This is a genomic window from Pseudomonas sp. 1912-s, from assembly GCF_029269205.1.
Lineage (GTDB): Bacteria > Pseudomonadota > Gammaproteobacteria > Pseudomonadales > Pseudomonadaceae > Aquipseudomonas.
In genome coordinates, this window is record NZ_JARIXR010000021.1 from 55,577 (window position 1) to 73,317 (window position 17,741).

Genomic DNA, 17,741 nt, shown 5'->3' on the forward strand with positions numbered 1-17,741 from the left:
CCCTCAGCGCCTTTACTCCTCCAGACAATGGTGACGCTTTTGACCAGCTCTCTCTCCACGCTTGCCCGCGATATCGACGGCAAAGCCATCGCTGCCCAGGTTCTCGACGAGGTTCGCGAAGAGGTTCAGGTGCTTGCCACGCAACAGATCTACCCGGCGCTGGCCGTGCTGCTGGTGGGCGACGATCCGGCCAGCCACGTCTATGTGCGCAATAAACTGCTGCGGGCCAAGGAAGTCGGGATTCGCTCCCTCGAATACCGGCTGCCGGACGACGCCAGCCAGGCGCACGTGCTGGAGCTGATTGCCCGGCTGAACGCCGACCCTGCGGTCAACGGCATCTTGGTGCAGTTGCCCCTGCCGGGCCATATCGACGAAGCCTCAGTGATTCATGCGATCGACCCGATCAAGGACGTGGATGGCTTTCATCGGGAAAACGTCGGAGGGCTGGTGCAAGGTCTGGAAGTGCTCACACCCTGCACCCCCAGCGGCTGCATGCGTCTGCTGCACGAAACCTGCGGCGATCTGAGCGGCTTGCACGCGGTGGTGATTGGCCGTTCGAACATTGTCGGCAAGCCCATGGCAACCCTGTTGTTGCAGGCCAATTGCTCGGTCAGCGTGGTGCACTCGCGCAGTGTCGATGCACCGGCGTTGTGCCGCCTGGCAGACATCGTGGTCGCCGCCGTGGGCCGGCCACAACTGATCGACGCCAGCTGGCTCAAGCCCGGAGCGGTGGTGATTGATGTGGGGATCAACCGTATCAGTACCGAGACCGGCACGCGGTTGGTGGGGGATGTGGACTATGCGAGCGCACGCACCGTGGCCAGTGCGATTACCCCGGTGCCGGGAGGTGTGGGACCGATGACGATTGCCTATCTGCTGAAGAACACCCTGGTGGCCGCCCAGTTGCAGCGGGCCGCCCAGCCCCATGAGCTGGCGGTGAGCTGAGCGACACCGCAAAACCAATGTGGGAGCGGGCAAGCCCGCTCCCACATTTTTGAGCGGTGTAAGTCAGCCGGATGATCAGTGGTTGTAGGCCCGCTCGTTGTGCTCGGCGAGGTCGAGTCCCATCTCTTCCACCGACTCATGGGCGCGCAACCCAACCAGTGCATTGACCACCTTGAGAATGATCCAGCTGATCACGAAGCAATACACCGTGGTCAGCAGCACCCCCTTGATCTGGGCAACCACCTGGCCGCCCATGGTCACGCCTTCCACCAGCCCGCCCATGGACGGTACGCAGAACACGCCGGTCAACACCGCGCCGATCATGCCGCCGATGCCGTGCAAGCCGAACACATCGAGGCTGTCGTCATAACCGAAACGACGCTTCAACACCGTCACGCTCAAGTAGCAGAACACCCCGCACAGCAGGCCGATGGCCAAGGCACCGCCGACGCCCACATAGGCACAGGCCGGGGTGATCCCCACCAGGCCGGCAAGGGCACCGCTCGCCAGGCCCAGGGCACTCGGCTTGCCGACCTTGAACCACTCGGTGAACATCCAGCCAAGAATCCCGGCGCACGCGCCCAGTTGGGTGTTGAGCATGACAATTCCCGAGGTGCCGTTGAGCCCGCCACCGGAGCCGATATTGAACCCGAACCAGCCCACCCAGAGCATCGCCGCGCCAGCCATGGTCAGGCTCAGGTTGTGAGCCGGCATCGGCGTGTTCTGGTAGCCCTTGCGCTTGCCCAGGATCAGGCACGCAGCCAGTGCAGCCACACCGGCGTTGATGTGCACGGCGGTGCCGCCGGCAAAATCGAGTACGCCCCAGTTATGCATCAAGGCACCCGAACCACCCCACACCATATGCGCCACCGGGGCATAGACCAGGGTGAACCACACGGCCATGAACAGCAGCGCCGCCGAGAACTTCATGCGTTCGGCAAAGGCCCCGGCGATCAGGGCCGGGGTGATGATGGCAAAGGTCATCTGGAAGGTCACGAACACACCTTCCGGAATATCCCCCACCAGGCTCTCGGGGGTCATGCCGGCCAGAAAGGCCCGGCTCAACCCGCCGACAAAACTGTTGAACGTCACCTGCCCTTCGACCATGCCGGTGGTGTCGACCACCATGCTGTAGCCGTAGATCACCCACAACACGCCCACCAGGCCGGCGATGCCAAAGCACTGGGTGAACAGCGAGAGCATGTTTTTCGCACGTACCAGGCCGCCGTAGAACAACGCAAGCCCCGGCAGGCACATGAACAGCACCAGCACGGCGGCGGTGACCATCCAGGCGGTGCTGCCGGTGTTCAAGGTGGGGGCGTCGGCGGCCTGGGCCAAGGGTGCGAAGGCAGCGGCCGCCAGTAACGCGAAAAGGGATTTGCCAAGAAGACGATTGACCATGTTCAAAGCTCCTGCAAAAGAAATGGGATGGGACTGGCAGTGAGCAGTTGTTGTTTGGGGAGCCTCTTGGCGGGCCCCTTGATTTGATTTTTTTTGTGGCGAGGGAGCTTGCTCCCGTTCGACAGCGCAGCTGGAGCCGGCTCTTTCAGGGCTGCTTCGCACCCCAGCGGGAGCAAGCTCCCTCGCCACAGGTTTTCATCCAGTTTCAGTAACCGCTACCGGAACCCGGTACCCAACGGGTCCCCGCCAGCGGCACCCGGGCCATGGCGGCCGACTCCACCGTCAGCGCCACCAGGTCCTCGGGGTCGAGGTTGAGCAGGTGGGATTTGCCGCATGCACGAGCCATGGTCTGCGCCTCCAGCACCATCACCCGCAGGTAGTTGGCCAACCGACGCCCGCCTTCTACCGGGTCGAGGCGTTTCGACAGCTCCGGGTCCTGGGTGGTGATCCCGGCCGGGTCGCGGCCGTTCTGCCAGTCGTCGTAGAAGCCGGCGGCGGAGCCGATCTTTTTCAGCTCCGCGTCCAGCCGTGGGTGGTTATCGCCCAGGGCAATCAACGCCGCCGTACCGATGGCAACCGCGTCCGCGCCCATCGCCATGGCCTTGGCCACATCGGCGCCGTTACGAATCCCGCCCGACACGATCAACTGGACCTTACGGTGCATGCCCATCTCCTGCAAAGCCTGTACCGCTTGCGGGATGGCCGACAGAATCGGGATGCCAACGTGCTCGATAAACACTTCCTGGGTGGCGGCCGTACCGCCCTGCATGCCGTCGAGGACAATCACATCGGCACCGGCCTTGACCGCCAGCTTCACGTCGTAATACGGCCGGCTGGCGCCGATTTTCACGTAGATCGGCTTTTCCCAATCGGTGATTTCCCGCAGCTCGGCAATCTTGATTGCCAGGTCATCCGGGCCGGTCCAGTCCGGGTGGCGGCACGCGCTGCGCTGGTCGACGCCAATCGGCAAGGTGCGCATGCCGGCCACGCGCTCGGTGACTTTCATCCCGAGCAACATGCCGCCACCGCCGGGCTTCGCGCCCTGGCCCAGGACGATCTCGATGGCGTCGGCCTTACGCAGGTCGTCGGGGTTCATGCCGTAACGCGACGGCAGGTACTGATACACCAGATGCTGGGACTGACCGCGCTCTTCCGGGGTCATGCCACCGTCGCCGGTGGTGGTGCTGGTGCCGGCGATGGTCGCGCCACGCCCCAGGGCTTCCTTGGCGTTGGCCGACAGCGCGCCGAAACTCATGCCGGCGATGGTCACCGGAATCTTCAGGTGGATCGGTTTCTTGGCAAAGCGATTGCCGAGGATCACGTCGGTACCGCACTTCTCGCGATAGCCTTCCAGCGGGTAGCGCGACACGCTGGCGCCCAGCAGCAGCAAGTCATCGAAGTGCGGCAGCTTGCGCTTGGTGCCGCCGCCGCGAATGTCGTAGATGCCGGTTTCAGCGGCACGCTGGATTTCCTGGATGGTCAGACGGTCGAAGGTGGCCGACTCGCGCAACACTGGAGGGGTTTGTTCACTCATGGTGGAGCTCCTGGATCAGTACGCGGAGGCGTTATCGACTTTGAAGTTGTAGAGCTGGCGGGCCGAGCCGTAGCGCTTGAAGTCCGCCGCCTGATGGGCGAAACCGGCGCGGTCGAGCAGTTCCTGGAGTTCTTGCAGGTGCTCGCTGCGCATCTCTTTTTCGATGCAATCGGAGCCCAGGGACTCCACCGTACCTTTGACGTAGATATGGGTTTCATACAGCGAATCCCCCAGCGCATCGCCGGCATCGCCGCACACCACCAGGCGCCCGGCCTGGCCCATGAAGCAGCTCATATGACCGATGCTGCCGCCGACAACGATGTCGATGCCCTTCATGGAAATACCGCAACGCGCCCCCGCGTCACCTTCAATCACCAGCAAGCCGCCATGGGCCGTGGCGCCGGCGGCCTGGGAGGCGCTGCCTTTGACGCGCACCGAGCCCGACATCATGTTCTCGGCGCAGCCCACGCCGACATTGCCGTGCACGGTGATCGACGCCTGTTGGTTCATGCCCGCGCAGTAGTAGCCCGCGTGGCCCTCGATATCGATGGACACCGCCTGGTTCACCCCCACGGCGAGGTTGTGCTTACCGTTGGAATGGGTGACGCGCCATTCGTTATCGATAGCCTGCGCGTGCAGCGCCTGGTTGAGATCGCGCACGCTGGCGGTGGAAAGATCGATGGTTTTCATGTGTGCGCTCCTTAAGCTGACTCGCGTTCCCAGATGTACAGGGTGGCCGGTGCGGGCTCCCAGATACGGGCGTTTTCAATCCCCGGCAGGCTCGACAGCGCCTGGTACTCGGAGGCCATGGCGACGTAGTCGTCGGTCTCGGCGAGAATCGCCGGCTTGCAGGCAATCGGATCGCGGATCACCGCAAAACCGTTACGCGTGCCGATGGCAAAGGTGAAGAAGCCGTCGAGGTCTTCCAGGGAGTGATCCAGCGCTTCCTTGAGGGAATCGCCCTGTTGCAGGCGCCAGGTCAGGTAGCCGGCGGCGACTTCGGTGTCGTTGTCGGTTTCGAAATGGATGCCTTCGCGCTTGAGTTCCTGGCGCAGGCGGAAGTGGTTCGACAGCGAACCGTTGTGCACCAGGCACAGGTCGGCGCCGGTGGAAAACGGGTGGCTGCCTTCCATGGTCACTGCACTTTCAGTGGCCATGCGCGTATGGCCGATGATGTGGCTGCCCTGCATGCTCGCCAGACCGAAGCGCTGGGAGATCTCTTGAGGCAAGCCCATGCCCTTGAGAATCTCGATGCTCTGCCCGGCGCTCATGATGCGCACGCTCGGTGCCAGTTCGGCCAGGGCCAGGCGCACCGGGGCTTCGTCGGCGTGGATCTTCAATACAGCGGCACTGGCGTTCTGGAACCAGTCCAGGGAACAGCCCAGGCGCCCTTCCAGCTCGCCCATCAGGGCTTTCCAGTCAAACGCTTCGGTGGTCGCCTGCAGGGTCAGCTTGACCCAGCCGTCGGCCACTTCGTCGCCGTAGATAGCGAACCCGGCACTGTCCGGGCCACGGTCGGTCATGGCCTGCAACATGGGTTCAAAGAGCTTGCCGAGCTGGGGCTCCAACTGCGGGTTTTTCAGGTACAGGCCTACGATTCCACACATAACAAGTCTCCGTCACACGGTGTCAGAAAAATTCGGTATAGCGCTGGATTTCCCAGTCGCTCACATGGCGGCTGTACTCAACCCACTCCATGCGCTTGAGCTTGATGAACTCACCCACGATCTGCGGGCCCAGTACCTCGACGAACAGCGGGTCGGCTTCCAGGGCGTCGCAGGCTTCCTTGAGGGATTGCGGCAGGGTCTTGATGCCGCGCTCGGCGATCTGCTCAAGGCTCAGGCTGTAGAGGTTTTCGTTGCAGACGTGGTCGATTTCCAGCTGGCGATCAATCCCGTCCAGGCCGGCCGCGATGATCGCGGCGCTGACCAGGTAGGGGTTGCAACCGGCGTCCGGCAGGCGGAACTCAAGGCGGCCATAGGGCACCCGCACCATGGCGGAACGGTTGTTGGCGCCGAAGGCAATAAAGGCCGGGGCCCAGGTGGCACCGGACAAGGAGTTGCCCACCACCAGGCGCTTGTAGGAGTTGACGGTTGGCGCGGCGAACGCGCACAGGGCCGGGCCGTGGGCGAGCAAGCCGGCGGCGAAGTGATAGGCCATTTTCGACAAGCCCATGCCGCTTGGATCGCTGGCATCAAAGAACAGGTTTTTGTTCTCGGCGCTGCTGATGGACAGGTGAAAGTGCATACCGTTGCCGGCGCGCTTCGGGTCGGGCTTGGGCATGAAGGAGCAGATCATGCCCAAGTCATTGGCGATCTCGCCGGCGGCCATGCGGAAGAAGGTAAAGCGGTCGGCCGAGGTCAGGGCATCGCTGTAGGTGTAGTTGATTTCGAATTGGCCGTTGGCGTCTTCGTGGTCGATTTGATAGACCTCGAAATCCACCGCCTGCAAGGCTTCGGTCAGTCGCTCAAGAAACACCCGCGAGCGCGACAGCCCTTTGTAGTCGTAGCAAGGCTTGTCCAGGTTGTCGCTGGGGTCGACCAATTGCAGCTTGCCCTGCTCGTCCCGGCGCATCAGGTTGAACTCGGGCTCCAGGCCGGTGTTCAGGGTCCATCCCTTGTCTTGCAGGCGCTGCACTTGCTGCTGCAGCACGTAGCGGCTGTCGTAGGGATGTGGCTTGCCGTCCACATGGCCGACGCACACCACCCGCCCGTAGCCCGGCTGCCATGGAACCGGGGTCAGGGTCGACAGGTCGCCGCGGGCCATGAAGTCAGGCCCGTGAGGCTCCATGCCCATGCCGCTGATGGCGAACCCGGCAAAACCTGCACCCTCTTCGGCCACCGTCTTGAGCCCGCAGATCGGCACCGACTTGGTCTTGGCCGCACCGTGTATGTCCACAAACTGCGCAAGCACGTACTTGATCCCGTGCTTGTCGATGATGCGCTGGGTTTCTGCTGGCAACATTGCGTGTCACTCCTCGCGAAAGGCAAAACCGTGTGGGTGGGCCTACTGTCTTTTTATTCCTAAAAAGAAAGTTAGTTTCCCTGCAGGAATGCAATACCCTTGCCAGATTCGCGAGCGACCGATTGAAGTGCCGATCAAAGCGCTTTTGTGCTGTATATATGGGAAAATTCTTTTCCCCGCAGGAATACGTAAAGCGGGGTGGCCTTCAAGTGCCAGACTTTGCACTTTCCCAGTGCGAAAATAATATTACTGAACGGAAACCGTGCAGGAGCCGATGATCATGTCCACCGAAACCGCCCCGCGCCTCAAGCTCGAGCAATACCTGGGGCTGCAGATCAAACGCCAGCGTCAGGCCCAGGACCTGAAGTTGTCCGATGTGGCGAAGATTGCCGATATCAGCCAGGGCATGTTGAGCAAGATTGAGAATGCCCAGGTGTCTACCAGTCTCGATACCTTGAGCCGCTTGTGTGATGTGCTTGGGCTGCCGTTGTCGAAGTTGTTCAGTGAGTATGACCAGCAGGATGGCAGTGCCTTGTTGGTCAAGGCTGACCAGGGGATGGAAGTGGTGCGTCGGGGGACCGAGAAGGGGCACACCTATCACCTGCTCAACCATACGCGGGGGCCCAAGAAGAGCTTCGAGGCGTATATGGTCAGCATGGATGACGCGAGTGAAGAGTTTCCGACCTTTGCCCACCCTGGGACTGAGTTTTTGCATTTGCTCGAGGGTGAGCTGATTTATCGGCATGGGAATCAGCTGTATCGGATGGAGGCCGGGGATAGCTTGACGTTTGAGGGGGAGATTCCTCATGGGCCGGAGGAGTTGGTGCAGGTGCCGATTCGGTTGTTGTCGATCATGAACTATGGCAACGATAAGGAGTGATTGGGGGCATATCCGTTTCTTCGGTTATGGCTTCTATTGGTTCCGCTCTTACAGCGGGTCACTTTTGAAAGGAGCCGGAATGCCGGCCCAGCCAAAAGTAACCAAAAGGCTCTTGCCCCACCACTCGGCACCTCGCCTAGGCTCGGTGTGCCCTCACTCCGGCGTTGGACCGTGGGCCGCCGCGATGGGCCATCCTTGGCCCAGCGCGGCTAACCCGGCGTCCTGCCGGGTTACCCACGCTCCAAAGCCTGCGTTCGGCCAGCGTGGTTTAACGGGGCGCCTAAGATCAAGATCAAAAGCAGATCAAGAGCACAGCGGCCTACAGGCCGGCTTGAGTGGTGTGAAGCAAAGGCAACATCAAGATCAAAATCTACAGCGGGCACGGTCAAATGTGGGGGCTGGCTTGCCTGCGATGCAGACAACTCGGTACATCAGACACACCGAGGTGATGCCATCGCAGGCAAGCCAGCTCCCACAGAAAAGCAGAGCTGCATCAGTTTCAGATTTGGCTTTGGCTTTTGATCTGGCTTCTACCACTCAAGCCGGCCTGTAGGCCGCTGTGCTGTAGATTTTGATCTTGATCTGACTGCCCCATTCAGCCCGAGGCCGAACGCAGGTGGTGCGGAGCGGGTAAACCGGCAGGACGCCGGTTTAGCCGCGCTGGGCCAAGGATGGCCCATCGCGGCGGCCCGCGGAGCATCGCCGGAGTGAGGGAACACCGAGCCTTAGCGAGGTGCCGATAGGCGGGGCAGAGCCCTTTGCTTACTTTGGGGCTTTTCCAAAGTGAGTCGCTGTAAGAGCGAAACCATAGGCGGCCGTTACCTAAATAACGGATATGTACCCCAAAAGCCCCCGGCAAAAACTTTCCCCCCAGTTAAAAAACTTTCCCAAACCCCTAGACGCCTCGCCCCCATTCCCCTATAAAGCCATTTCAGGAATATTTTATTCCCCACAAGAAAACGCGCTCATGGAATGAGCCAGCTGTCCTCAGACATTTTTTCGCTATGCGATGAGCTGCCGCCATCATCCCGAGGACGTGTCATGCAACACGAAAAAAACCATTTCATCATCAAGGTCACCTGTCCTGCGGTGTCCGGCATCGTCGCAGCCGTGACCACCTACCTGGCGGACAACGCTTGCTACATCGGGGAGATGGCGCAATTCGACGACGATTTCAGCGGCCGCTTCTTCATGCGCGCCGTGTTCCGCTTCAATGACGGCCACCCCGGCGACCTCGAACAGATCAAGACCGGCTTCGCCGACATCGCCCAGGCCTTCGACATGCAGTGGGAACTGCACGACACCCGCGAGCCCATGCGCGTGATGCTGATGGTCAGCAAATTCGACCACTGCCTCACCGACATGCTCTACCGCTACCACAAAGGCGAGATGGACATGACCATCACCGCCATCGTCTCCAACCACCTCGACTTGCGGCCCATGGCCGAGCGCGAGGGCATTCGCTTTATCTACCTGCCGGTGGCAAAGGACAACAAAGCCACCCAGGAAGCCGAACTGATGAAGATCGTCGACGACACCCGCACCGAGCTGGTGGTGCTGGCGCGCTACATGCAGATCCTGTCCGACGACCTGTGCCGGCAACTGTCGGGGCGCGCGATCAACATTCACCATTCGTTCCTGCCTGGTTTCAAAGGCGCGAAGCCCTACCACCAGGCCTATCAGCGCGGTGTGAAGCTGATCGGGGCCACGGCGCACTACGTTACCAGCGACCTCGATGAAGGCCCGATCATCGAACAGGAAGTCCAGCGCGTAGACCACGTGTACAAGCCTGACGACCTGGTCGCCATCGGCCGTGACACCGAAACCGTCGCCCTGTCCAAAGCGGTCAAGTACCACCTGGAGCACCGGGTATTCCTCAACCAGGACAGAACGGTGGTGTTCCGGTGAGTGACCCTAAACTGATCGACGGCAAAGCCGCCGCCGCCCGAGTGCTGCTGCAAGTGCGCGAGGATGTGGCTCGCCTGCGTGAGCAAGACATTGAACCGGCACTGGCGGTGATCCTGGTGGGCAACGACCCGGCCAGCCAGGTCTATGTGCGCAACAAGATCCTGCGCGCCGAAGAGGTGGGTATTCGCTCCCTGGAACACAAGCTGCCCGGCGACACCAGCACCGAACAGCTGCTGATCCTGATCGGCCAGCTGAATGCCAACCCGGCGATCAACGGGATCCTCCTGCAATTGCCGCTGCCGCCGCAGATGGACGAACTACGCGCCCTGGAAGCCATCTTGCCGGAGAAGGACGTGGACGGCTTCCACAGCCAGAACGTCGGCGGCCTCAGCCAGGGTCGTGCGGTGCTGACGCCTTGCACCCCCAGTGGTTGCCTGTATTTGCTGGAACAAACCCTGGGTGATTTGCGGGGCAAACATGCGGTGGTGATCGGCCGTTCGAACATCGTCGGCAAGCCCATGGCCGCCCTGCTGCTCAAGGCGGATTGCTCGGTCACCGTGCTGCATTCCCGCAGCCAGAACGCACAGGCCTTATGCCGACAAGCCGACATCGTGATCGCCGCCGTTGGGCGCCCGCGCTTGATCGATGCCAGCTGGTTGAAGCCGGGCGCAGTGGTGATTGACGTCGGCATCAACCGCATCGACGACGAGGGCCGCAGCCGCCTGGTGGGCGACGTCGACTTCGACGGTGCCCTGCCCCATGTCGCCGCCATCACCCCGGTGCCCGGCGGTGTCGGCCCGATGACCATCGCTTTCCTGATGAAAAACACCGTGACCGCAGCCCTTGCGCAACACCACGCCTTACGCAGCCAATCGGAGGCCGTATGCCATTCAATCTATTGAAATACGGACTGAGCTCGGAGTACCCGGTGGAGGTGGACCTGCCGCCGCCCAAGGAACTCAAGCCCAGCTATGACGTGGTGATCATCGGTGCCGGCGGCCATGGCCTTGCCACCGCTTACTACCTGGCCAAGTACCACGGCATCACCAACATTGCCGTGCTGGAAAAGTCATACCTGGGCGGCGGCAATACGGCGCGCAATACGGCGGTGATCCGCTCCAATTACCTGACCAGCGAGGGCGTCCGTTTCTATGCTGAGTCGGTGAAGATGTTCCAGTCGCTGTCCAACGAATTCGACTTCAACATCATGTACTCCGAGCGCGGTCAACTGACCCTCGCGCATACCGATGCCACCGTGCGTTCGTTCCGCCAGCGGGCCGAGGTCAACAAGCATTTTGGCGGGCGTACCGAGATGATCGACCGCCAACAGATCCGCGAGTTGGTGCCCAGCCTCAACCTCGACCCCGGCCACTTGCCGGTGATCGCCGGGCTCTGGCACATCGACGGCGCCACCGCGCGCCATGACGCCGTGGCCTGGGGTTACGCCAAGCAGGCGGCCAAGCGTGGCGTGGAAATCCACCCGCTCACCGAAGTGCAGGACCTGATCATCGAAAACGGCGCGATCACTGCGGTCAAGACCAATCGCGGCACCATCAAATGTGGCTGCGCGGTGCAGGCGATTGCCGGGCACAGTTCGTTGCTGATGGCCAAGGCCGGCATCCGCTCGCCGATCCAGACCTTCCCGCTGCAGGCGATGGTGACCCAGCCGTTCAAGCCGTTCCTCGACCCGCTGGTGAGTTCCTCGGCCCTGCACTGCTACGTGCAGCAAACCAGCCGCGGCGAAGTGGTGTTCGGCGGCGGTTCCGACCCTTACCCGTTGTTCAACACGCGTTCGACCCTGGACCTGAAGGAAAGCCTACTGGCCCACGCCATCGAGATGTTCCCATTCCTGGCCAACGCCAAGTTGATGCGCCAATGGGCCGGGATCACCGACATGACGCCCGACTACAGCCCGATCATGGGCCTGTCGCCCGTGAAGAATTACTACCTCGACGCCGGCTGGGGCACCTGGGGGTTCAAGGCAACGCCCATTTGCGGCAAGACCATGGCCGAACTGGTGGCCAGCGGCGGCAAGGTGCCGGAGCTGATCAAACCCTTTGGGCTCGAACGGTTTTCGACCTTCCAGCAAGTCAACGAAATGGGCGCCACGGCGGCCAGTCACTAAGTGGAGAGCGGACTATGAAAATCATGACTTGCCCGCTCAACGGGCCGCGCAATATCAGCGAGTTCACCTACGGCGGCGAGTTCAAGCCGATGCCCGATCCGGTGAACTGCAGCGACGCCGAATGGGCCGACTACGTGTTCAACACCGACAACCTCGCCGGTGTGGTACGCGAATGGTGGATGCACACGCCATCGAGCTATTGGTTCCTCGCCGAGCGCCACACCGTCACCGACGAGATCCTGCGCACCTTCGATCCCAAGGAACTGTTCAGTGCCCGCGTCGACTTCAACACCGCCAGGGAGATCGCCGGATGAGCCGCCTACCCGCCCCCATGGGCTTGCTGATCCAGCGTGACCAGTTGCTCGATTTCAGTTTCGATGGCCAACGCTACCAGGGCTTGCAAGGCGACAGCATCGCCAGCGCACTGTTGGCCAACGGGCGCTTCCTGATCTCTCGTTCGTTCAAATACCACCGCCCCCGCGGCCCGCTGACCATGGCCGGCCAGGACGCCAACAGCCTGGTGCAGTTGCCCCAGGAGCCGAACGTGCTGGCCGACGCCCACGCGCTGTCCGGCGGTTTGCAGGTAAGTGCGCAGAACGTCAACGGCTCGCTGGACCACGACCGGGATGCCTACCTGGGCAAGTTCTCCAAATTCATGCCGGTGGGGTTCTACTACCGTTCGTTCTACAAGCCCAAGGGCATGTGGAAAGTCTGGGAACCGATCATCCGCAAAAAGGCCGGCCTGGGCGTGCTCGACCTGAAATTCCAGCCCGAGTACTACGACAAGGCCTATCTGTTTACCGACCTTGCGGTGATCGGCGCCGGCCCCGCCGGTTTGCAGGCGGCCCTCACCGCCGCGAATGCCGGGGCCAAGGTATTGCTGATCGAGCAGCAGCCGATCCTGGGCGGCTCGCTGACCTATGCCCGCTTCGATATCGAAGGCACGCGCGCCGACGCACTGCGCCGCGAGCTGCTCGGCGCAGTGCAGCAACACGCGAATATCCAGGTGCTGACCGAAGCCACCTGCAACGCCTGGTTCACCGACAACTACCTGCCGGTGATCCAGGGCAAGCGGATGTACAAGGTGCGCGCGCGCCAGTGCCTGGTGTGCAGCGGCTCGTTCGACCAGCCAGTGATCTTTCGCAATAACGACCTGCCGGGCGTGATGCTGACCAGTGCCGCGCAACGCCTGATGAAACTGTACGCGGTCAAGCCCGGCAAACGTGCCGTGGTGCTGACCGGCAACGATGACGGTTACCTCGCCGCCCTCGACCTGCACGACCAGGGCGTGGACGTGGCCGCCGTGATCGACCTGCGTCACGCCCCCGCCGACAAAGCACTGCCTGGTGCCCTGGCCCAACGCAACATCCGCTGCCTGAACAACAGCACGGTGTTCGAGGCCTTGCATGAAAAAGGCATGCGCCATGTAAAGGGCGTCGATGTGCGCCAGATCACTGGCCAGGGCCAGGTCAGCGGCAGTGGGCAACTGATTGACTGCGACCTGCTATGCATGTCCGCCGGCTACATGCCGGTCTATCAACTGCTGTGCCAGGCCGGCGGCAAGCTGGCTTATGACGACCAGCGTGCAGCGTTCAGCCTCAGCGGTTTGCCCCATAACCTGAATGTGGCGGGTTCCGTCCACGGTCGGCACCAGTTGGACAACGTGCTGGTGGACGCGACCAATGCCGCGACCAACAGCGTGCTCGCCCTCGGTTTGAGCGCCGCCGGCCCTCAGTTGCCGTTGCGCAGCGAAGCCGAGGTGAATTTCAACTGGCCGATCTTCCCGCACCCTAAAGGCAAGGATTTCGTCGACTTCGACGAGGACCTGCAAGTGGCGGATATCGTCAACGCGACCCGCATCGGCTACCGCGATGTGCAGTTGGTCAAACGCTACTCCACCGTGGGCATGGGCCCGTCCCAGGGGCGTCACTCGGCACTGCCGACGGCGCGGCTGGTGGCGTGGGCAACCCAGCGCAATATCAGTGAAACCGGCGTTACCACCGCGCGGCCGCCATTTGTGGCAGAGAAGCTGGCGCATGTCGCCGGGCGCGCCTTCGACCCTTACCGCCAAACGCCAATGCATGCCCGGCATGTGCAGGCCGGGGCGAAAATGATGCCCGCCGGCATCTGGCAACGCCCGGCGTATTACGGCAAGCCGCAGGATCGCGAGGCGTGCATGCAGGCCGAAGCCCTGCATGTGCGCAACAAGGTCGGCCTGATCGATGTCTCGACCCTGGGCGGCCTGGATGTGCGCGGCCCGGACGCCGCCGAATTACTCAACCGGATGTACACGTTCGCGTTCCTCAAGCAGCCGGTGGGCCGGTCACGCTATGCGCTGATGACCAATGAACATGGGGTGGTGATCGACGACGGCGTGTGCGCGCGACTGGGCGACAACCACTTCTACGTCACCGCGACCACCAGCGGCGTCGACCGGATCTACCAGCAGATGCTCAAGTGGAATGCACAATGGCGCCTGGACGTGGACGTGGCCAACGTCACCGCCGCGATCTGCGCGGTGAACGTGGCCGGGCCGGACTCGCGCAAGGTGCTGGAGCAAGTCTGCAGCGACCTCGACCTCAGCGCCGAAGGCTTCCCCTACCTGGGCGTACGCCAGGCCACGGTGGCCGGGATCAAGGCCCGGTTGCTGCGGGTCGGTTTTGTCGGCGAACTGGGTTATGAAATCCACGTACCTGCGCGCCACGGCGTGGCGTTGTGGGATGCCCTGATGACGGCCGGCAAGGCCTTTGACATTCGCCCCTTCGGCGTCGAAACCCAGCGCCTGCTGCGTTTGGAAAAAGGCCACGTGATCATCAGCCAGGACACCGACGGCATGACCCACCCGGCAGAAATCGACATGGGCTGGGCGGTCAGCCGCAACAAGCCGTTCTTCGTCGGCCGGCGCTCGGTAGACATCCTTGAAGCCCAGCCGCTGAAACGCAAACTAGTGGGTTTCACCTTGCCCAAGGGCAGCGTGCAACCGCTGGAAGGCCACCTGGTGCTCAACGGCCCGGACATCAGCGGCAACGTGACCTCCTGCGAGTACTCCACCACCCTGGGCAAAATAATCGGCCTGGCCTACGCCGGTATCAACCAGAGCACGCCGGGGCAGCGGATTTCGATTCGCGTCGAGGGCGGCATTGTCGTCCAGGCCGAGGTAGTGCCACTGCCCTTTTTCGACCCCACCAACCAACGCCAGGAGGGTTAAGCCATGACCAGTCTGAAAGCCCACGAGATGATCCCGCCGGCGTGCCGCCTGGTGGACCAGACCGACCTACCAAGGGTCGGCTTTCGCGGCGCGCAGAGCGCCGAGTACCTCACGGCGCGCGGCTTCACGTTGCCGGGCGCGCCCAACCAGGCCTGCGCGCAAACGGATGGCAGTTGGGTGGTGCGCCTGTCGCAGAACGAATACCTGTTGCTGGGCAGCCAGCAGGATCAGGGGCAGCGCATCGCCGATGAAGAAGCACGCTGGGAGCTGGATCACCGCGCCAATTACCTGCTGCCGCGCCAGGACAGCCATGCCTGCGTATTGCTCAGCGGCGATGTGATTGCCCAGGTGATGGCGAAGCTCTGTGGTGTCGACCTCAGCGCCGCCACCTTCAATACGGGGGCGGTGGCACAGACGTCGGTGGCGCGGGTGAATGCGATTGTCATCCACACAGGGAGTGTGGAGGTGCCGGCGTTTCATATCCTGTGGGATCGCGCCTCGAAGGAGTACTTCGATGGCGCGTTGCGGGATGCGTTGCAGGAGTTCGGCGGGGTGGCTCAGTCGGTGTAGCCCAGGCGTGCAGCCCTGACCTTTTGGCTGCGTTGACGTGTCGCCAGGCAGTAATACAACGGGCACGTCACCACCAACCCCACCAGCCATGACAGGTCTGCGCCTTCCACCAGGTTGGCGTAGGGCCCCACATAAAGCGACGTATTGGCAAACGGCAGTTGCACGATGATGCCGATGAAATACGCCACGATCGCATGCAGGTTAAAGCGCCCGTAAATCCCGCCGTCCGCCTGGAAGATCGAGGCAATGTCGTAGGCGCCGCGCTTGATGACATAAAAGTCAATCAGATTGATCGATGCCCACGGCACCAGCACGATCAACAACGCCAGAATCAACCCGATAAATTGCGAGATAAAGTCCGCTGACGCGCCCAATGCAACCACACAGCATCCGGCGAGCACCACTCCCGACAGCACCACCCGCACCTTGATGCTGGGTGTCCACTGGCTGGCAAAGGTCTGGATCGAAGTAATGATCGACAGCACCGCCCCGTACAGATTCAGCGCGTTGTGGCTGATGATATTGAGCAGGAACAACACCATCAAAATCGGCCCCAGCCAGCCTGTGGCCTGCTTGACCGCGACCATCGCCTCGGTGCCTTCGGGCGTTGCCAGGGCGGCGACCAGGCCAAAGGAGAATGACAAAATGGTGCCAAGGGTGGCGCCCAGGTAGGTGGCGACAAAGGGTCGGGTGATGCCGATATCCACCGGCAGGTAGCGCGAATAATCACTGGTGTAGGGCGAGAAGCTGATCTGCCAGATAACCCCCAACGACACCGTCGCCAACCAGCCGGCCAGGTTGAAGCCGCCACGGGTGAGGAAGTCGGCCGGCAGGTCATGGGCAAAAATGTAGAGGAAGCCCGCCAGCAATGCGCTGCCCATCACCCAGGTGCCGATGCGGTTCAGGGTATGGATAAAGCGGTAGCCGATCACGCCGATGGCCGTGGCGCTGAGCGCGCCGATCAGGATGCTGGCCGGCACCGGTACCGACGGCACGATGCCGACGATGGATTTGCCGGCCAGCACGATGTTGGAGATGAAGAAGCCGATGTAGATCAGGGCCGCGAAGAACACGATCAGCAGCGCGCCGTAACGGCCGAACTGGCCCCGGCTCTGCACCATCTGCGGGATGCCCATGCGCGGGCCCTGGGCTGAGGCGAGGGCAATCACGATGCCGCCGAGCATGTGCCCGAGGGCAATCGCCAGCAGCCCCCACACCAGGTTGAGATGGAACACCTGGGCCACCATGGCGCCGGTAACGATGGGCAGCGGTGCAATATTGGTGCTGAACCATAAGGTAAACAGGTCGCGGGCCTTTCCATGGCGTTCTGCGAGGGGGACGTAATCGACCGTGTGATTCTCGATCAGGGGATCTTGCCGGGACATCTGGGGCATGGAAATGAACTCGCGTTTGTCTGATCTTATAGTTGTTTGACGCCAAACCGAGGGAGCTCTCTGGTCGCCCCTCAGATGAACACCATATTATGGTATTCCAACATTTTCACAAGACTGATCCGTAGTCTCAAGCTGTATCTGATCCGTAATTGTGCCACATGCCCCCTCGCTTTTTCGCGCCTTAACCCCCGTATTTATTGGTTATAAGACCAAAGACTGACGTTGGTCGGTGGCTTGAAAAAGCTCTTGATTAGATTGTATTACGGTATACCATCAGACCTACAAATCCATAAAATCCGCTTTACCGCCAGAGGACTGTCCCATGATCGATGCCGCCATCTACAAACAAGTGATGGGTTCGTTTCCGTCCGGGGTCACCGTGATCACCACGCTCGATGACGACGGGCAAATTGTCGGGCTGACCGCCAGTGCCTTCAGCTCGTTGTCCATGGACCCGGCCCTGGTGCTGTTCTGCCCCAACTACAGCTCCGACTCCTACCCCGTGCTGATCAAGAACAAGCGCTTTGCCATTCATGTGCTTTCCGGTGGGCAGCAGAGCGAAGCCTATGCCTTCGCGCGCAAGGGCAAAGACAAGGCGCAGGGTATCGAGTGGACGTTGAGCGAGCTGGGCAACCCGATCCTCGCCAATGCCACGGCGGTGATCGAGTGCGAGTTGTGGCGGGAATATGAAGGCGGCGACCACGCCATCATGGTCGGTTCGGTGAAGAACCTGATCGTGCCCCAGCAGGACGCCGGGCCACTGGTGTATTGCCACGGCAAGATGGGCGCCCTGCCCGTCATTGCCTGATCGT

General features: G+C 61.8%; 15 protein-coding genes. 9 read left to right on the forward strand and 6 right to left on the reverse strand.

Going from position 1 to position 17,741, the window contains the following annotated elements:
- Positions 1–27 precede the first annotated feature (27 nt).
- Complete coding sequence (gene folD, locus P3C29_RS23085) at positions 28–945, forward strand: bifunctional methylenetetrahydrofolate dehydrogenase/methenyltetrahydrofolate cyclohydrolase FolD (protein ID WP_275965544.1); 918 nt, start codon at positions 28–30, stop codon at positions 943–945.
- Positions 946–1,020: 75 nt separating this feature from the next.
- Here the strand turns inward: folD (P3C29_RS23085) and P3C29_RS23090 are convergent, their stop codons facing one another.
- From P3C29_RS23090 to glnT, 5 genes are all read right to left on the reverse strand, one after another.
- Positions 1,021–2,346: an ammonium transporter gene (locus P3C29_RS23090; protein ID WP_275965545.1), complete on the reverse strand. Its 1,326-nt coding sequence runs from the start codon at positions 2,344–2,346 to the stop codon at positions 1,021–1,023.
- A gap of 205 nt (positions 2,347–2,551) precedes the next feature.
- On the reverse strand, positions 2,552–3,880 hold the full coding sequence (locus P3C29_RS23095; RefSeq protein WP_275965546.1) for an FMN-binding glutamate synthase family protein: 1,329 nt from the start codon (positions 3,878–3,880) through the stop codon (positions 2,552–2,554).
- A gap of 15 nt (positions 3,881–3,895) precedes the next feature.
- Positions 3,896–4,570, reverse strand: coding sequence for a protein glxC (locus tag P3C29_RS23100; RefSeq protein ID WP_177079427.1), 675 nt, complete (start codon positions 4,568–4,570; stop codon positions 3,896–3,898).
- A gap of 11 nt (positions 4,571–4,581) precedes the next feature.
- The gene (locus tag P3C29_RS23105; RefSeq protein ID WP_177046663.1) at positions 4,582–5,487 is read right to left on the reverse strand and encodes a glutamine amidotransferase family protein; all 906 of its coding nucleotides are present in this window, start codon (positions 5,485–5,487) and stop codon (positions 4,582–4,584) included.
- A gap of 22 nt (positions 5,488–5,509) precedes the next feature.
- Positions 5,510–6,844 (reverse strand): type III glutamate--ammonia ligase, encoded by a 1,335-nt coding sequence (glnT, locus tag P3C29_RS23110; RefSeq protein WP_275965547.1) that lies wholly within the window; start codon positions 6,842–6,844, stop codon positions 5,510–5,512.
- Between the two features lie 280 nt (positions 6,845–7,124).
- Between glnT and P3C29_RS23115 the strand changes: the two genes are divergently transcribed.
- The 7 genes from P3C29_RS23115 to P3C29_RS23145 all read left to right on the forward strand — a co-directional run bounded on the left by P3C29_RS23115 (position 7,125) and on the right by P3C29_RS23145 (position 15,535).
- Entirely contained in the window at positions 7,125–7,724 is a 600-nt protein-coding gene (locus tag P3C29_RS23115; protein ID WP_177046668.1) for a helix-turn-helix domain-containing protein, read from the forward strand.
- Between the two features lie 1,041 nt (positions 7,725–8,765).
- Positions 8,766–9,632 carry a formyltetrahydrofolate deformylase gene (gene purU, locus P3C29_RS23120; RefSeq protein WP_275965548.1) on the forward strand — a complete coding sequence of 289 codons (867 nt, stop codon included), beginning with the start codon at positions 8,766–8,768 and terminating at the stop codon, positions 9,630–9,632.
- Complete coding sequence (gene folD, locus P3C29_RS23125) at positions 9,629–10,534, forward strand: bifunctional methylenetetrahydrofolate dehydrogenase/methenyltetrahydrofolate cyclohydrolase FolD (RefSeq protein WP_275965549.1); 906 nt, start codon at positions 9,629–9,631, stop codon at positions 10,532–10,534. Before purU ends, folD (P3C29_RS23125) begins: the two co-directional genes overlap by 4 nt.
- Positions 10,516–11,757 (forward strand): FAD-dependent oxidoreductase, encoded by a 1,242-nt coding sequence (locus P3C29_RS23130; protein ID WP_275965550.1) that lies wholly within the window; start codon positions 10,516–10,518, stop codon positions 11,755–11,757. The genes folD (P3C29_RS23125) and P3C29_RS23130 overlap by 19 nt, the downstream gene beginning before the upstream one ends.
- 14 nt (positions 11,758–11,771) lie before the next feature.
- On the forward strand, positions 11,772–12,071 hold the full coding sequence (locus P3C29_RS23135) for a sarcosine oxidase subunit delta (protein WP_177047429.1): 300 nt from the start codon (positions 11,772–11,774) through the stop codon (positions 12,069–12,071).
- Positions 12,068–14,965 (forward strand): 2Fe-2S iron-sulfur cluster-binding protein, encoded by a 2,898-nt coding sequence (locus P3C29_RS23140; RefSeq protein ID WP_275965551.1) that lies wholly within the window; start codon positions 12,068–12,070, stop codon positions 14,963–14,965. The genes P3C29_RS23135 and P3C29_RS23140 overlap by 4 nt, the downstream gene beginning before the upstream one ends.
- A gap of 3 nt (positions 14,966–14,968) precedes the next feature.
- The gene (locus tag P3C29_RS23145) at positions 14,969–15,535 is read left to right on the forward strand and encodes a sarcosine oxidase (RefSeq protein WP_275965552.1); all 567 of its coding nucleotides are present in this window, start codon (positions 14,969–14,971) and stop codon (positions 15,533–15,535) included.
- On the opposite strand, the gene P3C29_RS23150 is transcribed toward P3C29_RS23145, so the two are convergent.
- The gene (locus P3C29_RS23150) at positions 15,523–16,929 is read right to left on the reverse strand and encodes a cytosine permease (protein WP_275965553.1); all 1,407 of its coding nucleotides are present in this window, start codon (positions 16,927–16,929) and stop codon (positions 15,523–15,525) included. The two genes, P3C29_RS23145 and P3C29_RS23150, sit on opposite strands and share 13 nt — an antisense overlap.
- Before the next feature lie 322 nt (positions 16,930–17,251).
- Between P3C29_RS23150 and P3C29_RS23155 the strand changes: the two genes are divergently transcribed.
- Entirely contained in the window at positions 17,252–17,737 is a 486-nt protein-coding gene (locus P3C29_RS23155; protein WP_275965554.1) for a flavin reductase family protein, read from the forward strand.
- Positions 17,738–17,741 lie beyond the last annotated feature (4 nt).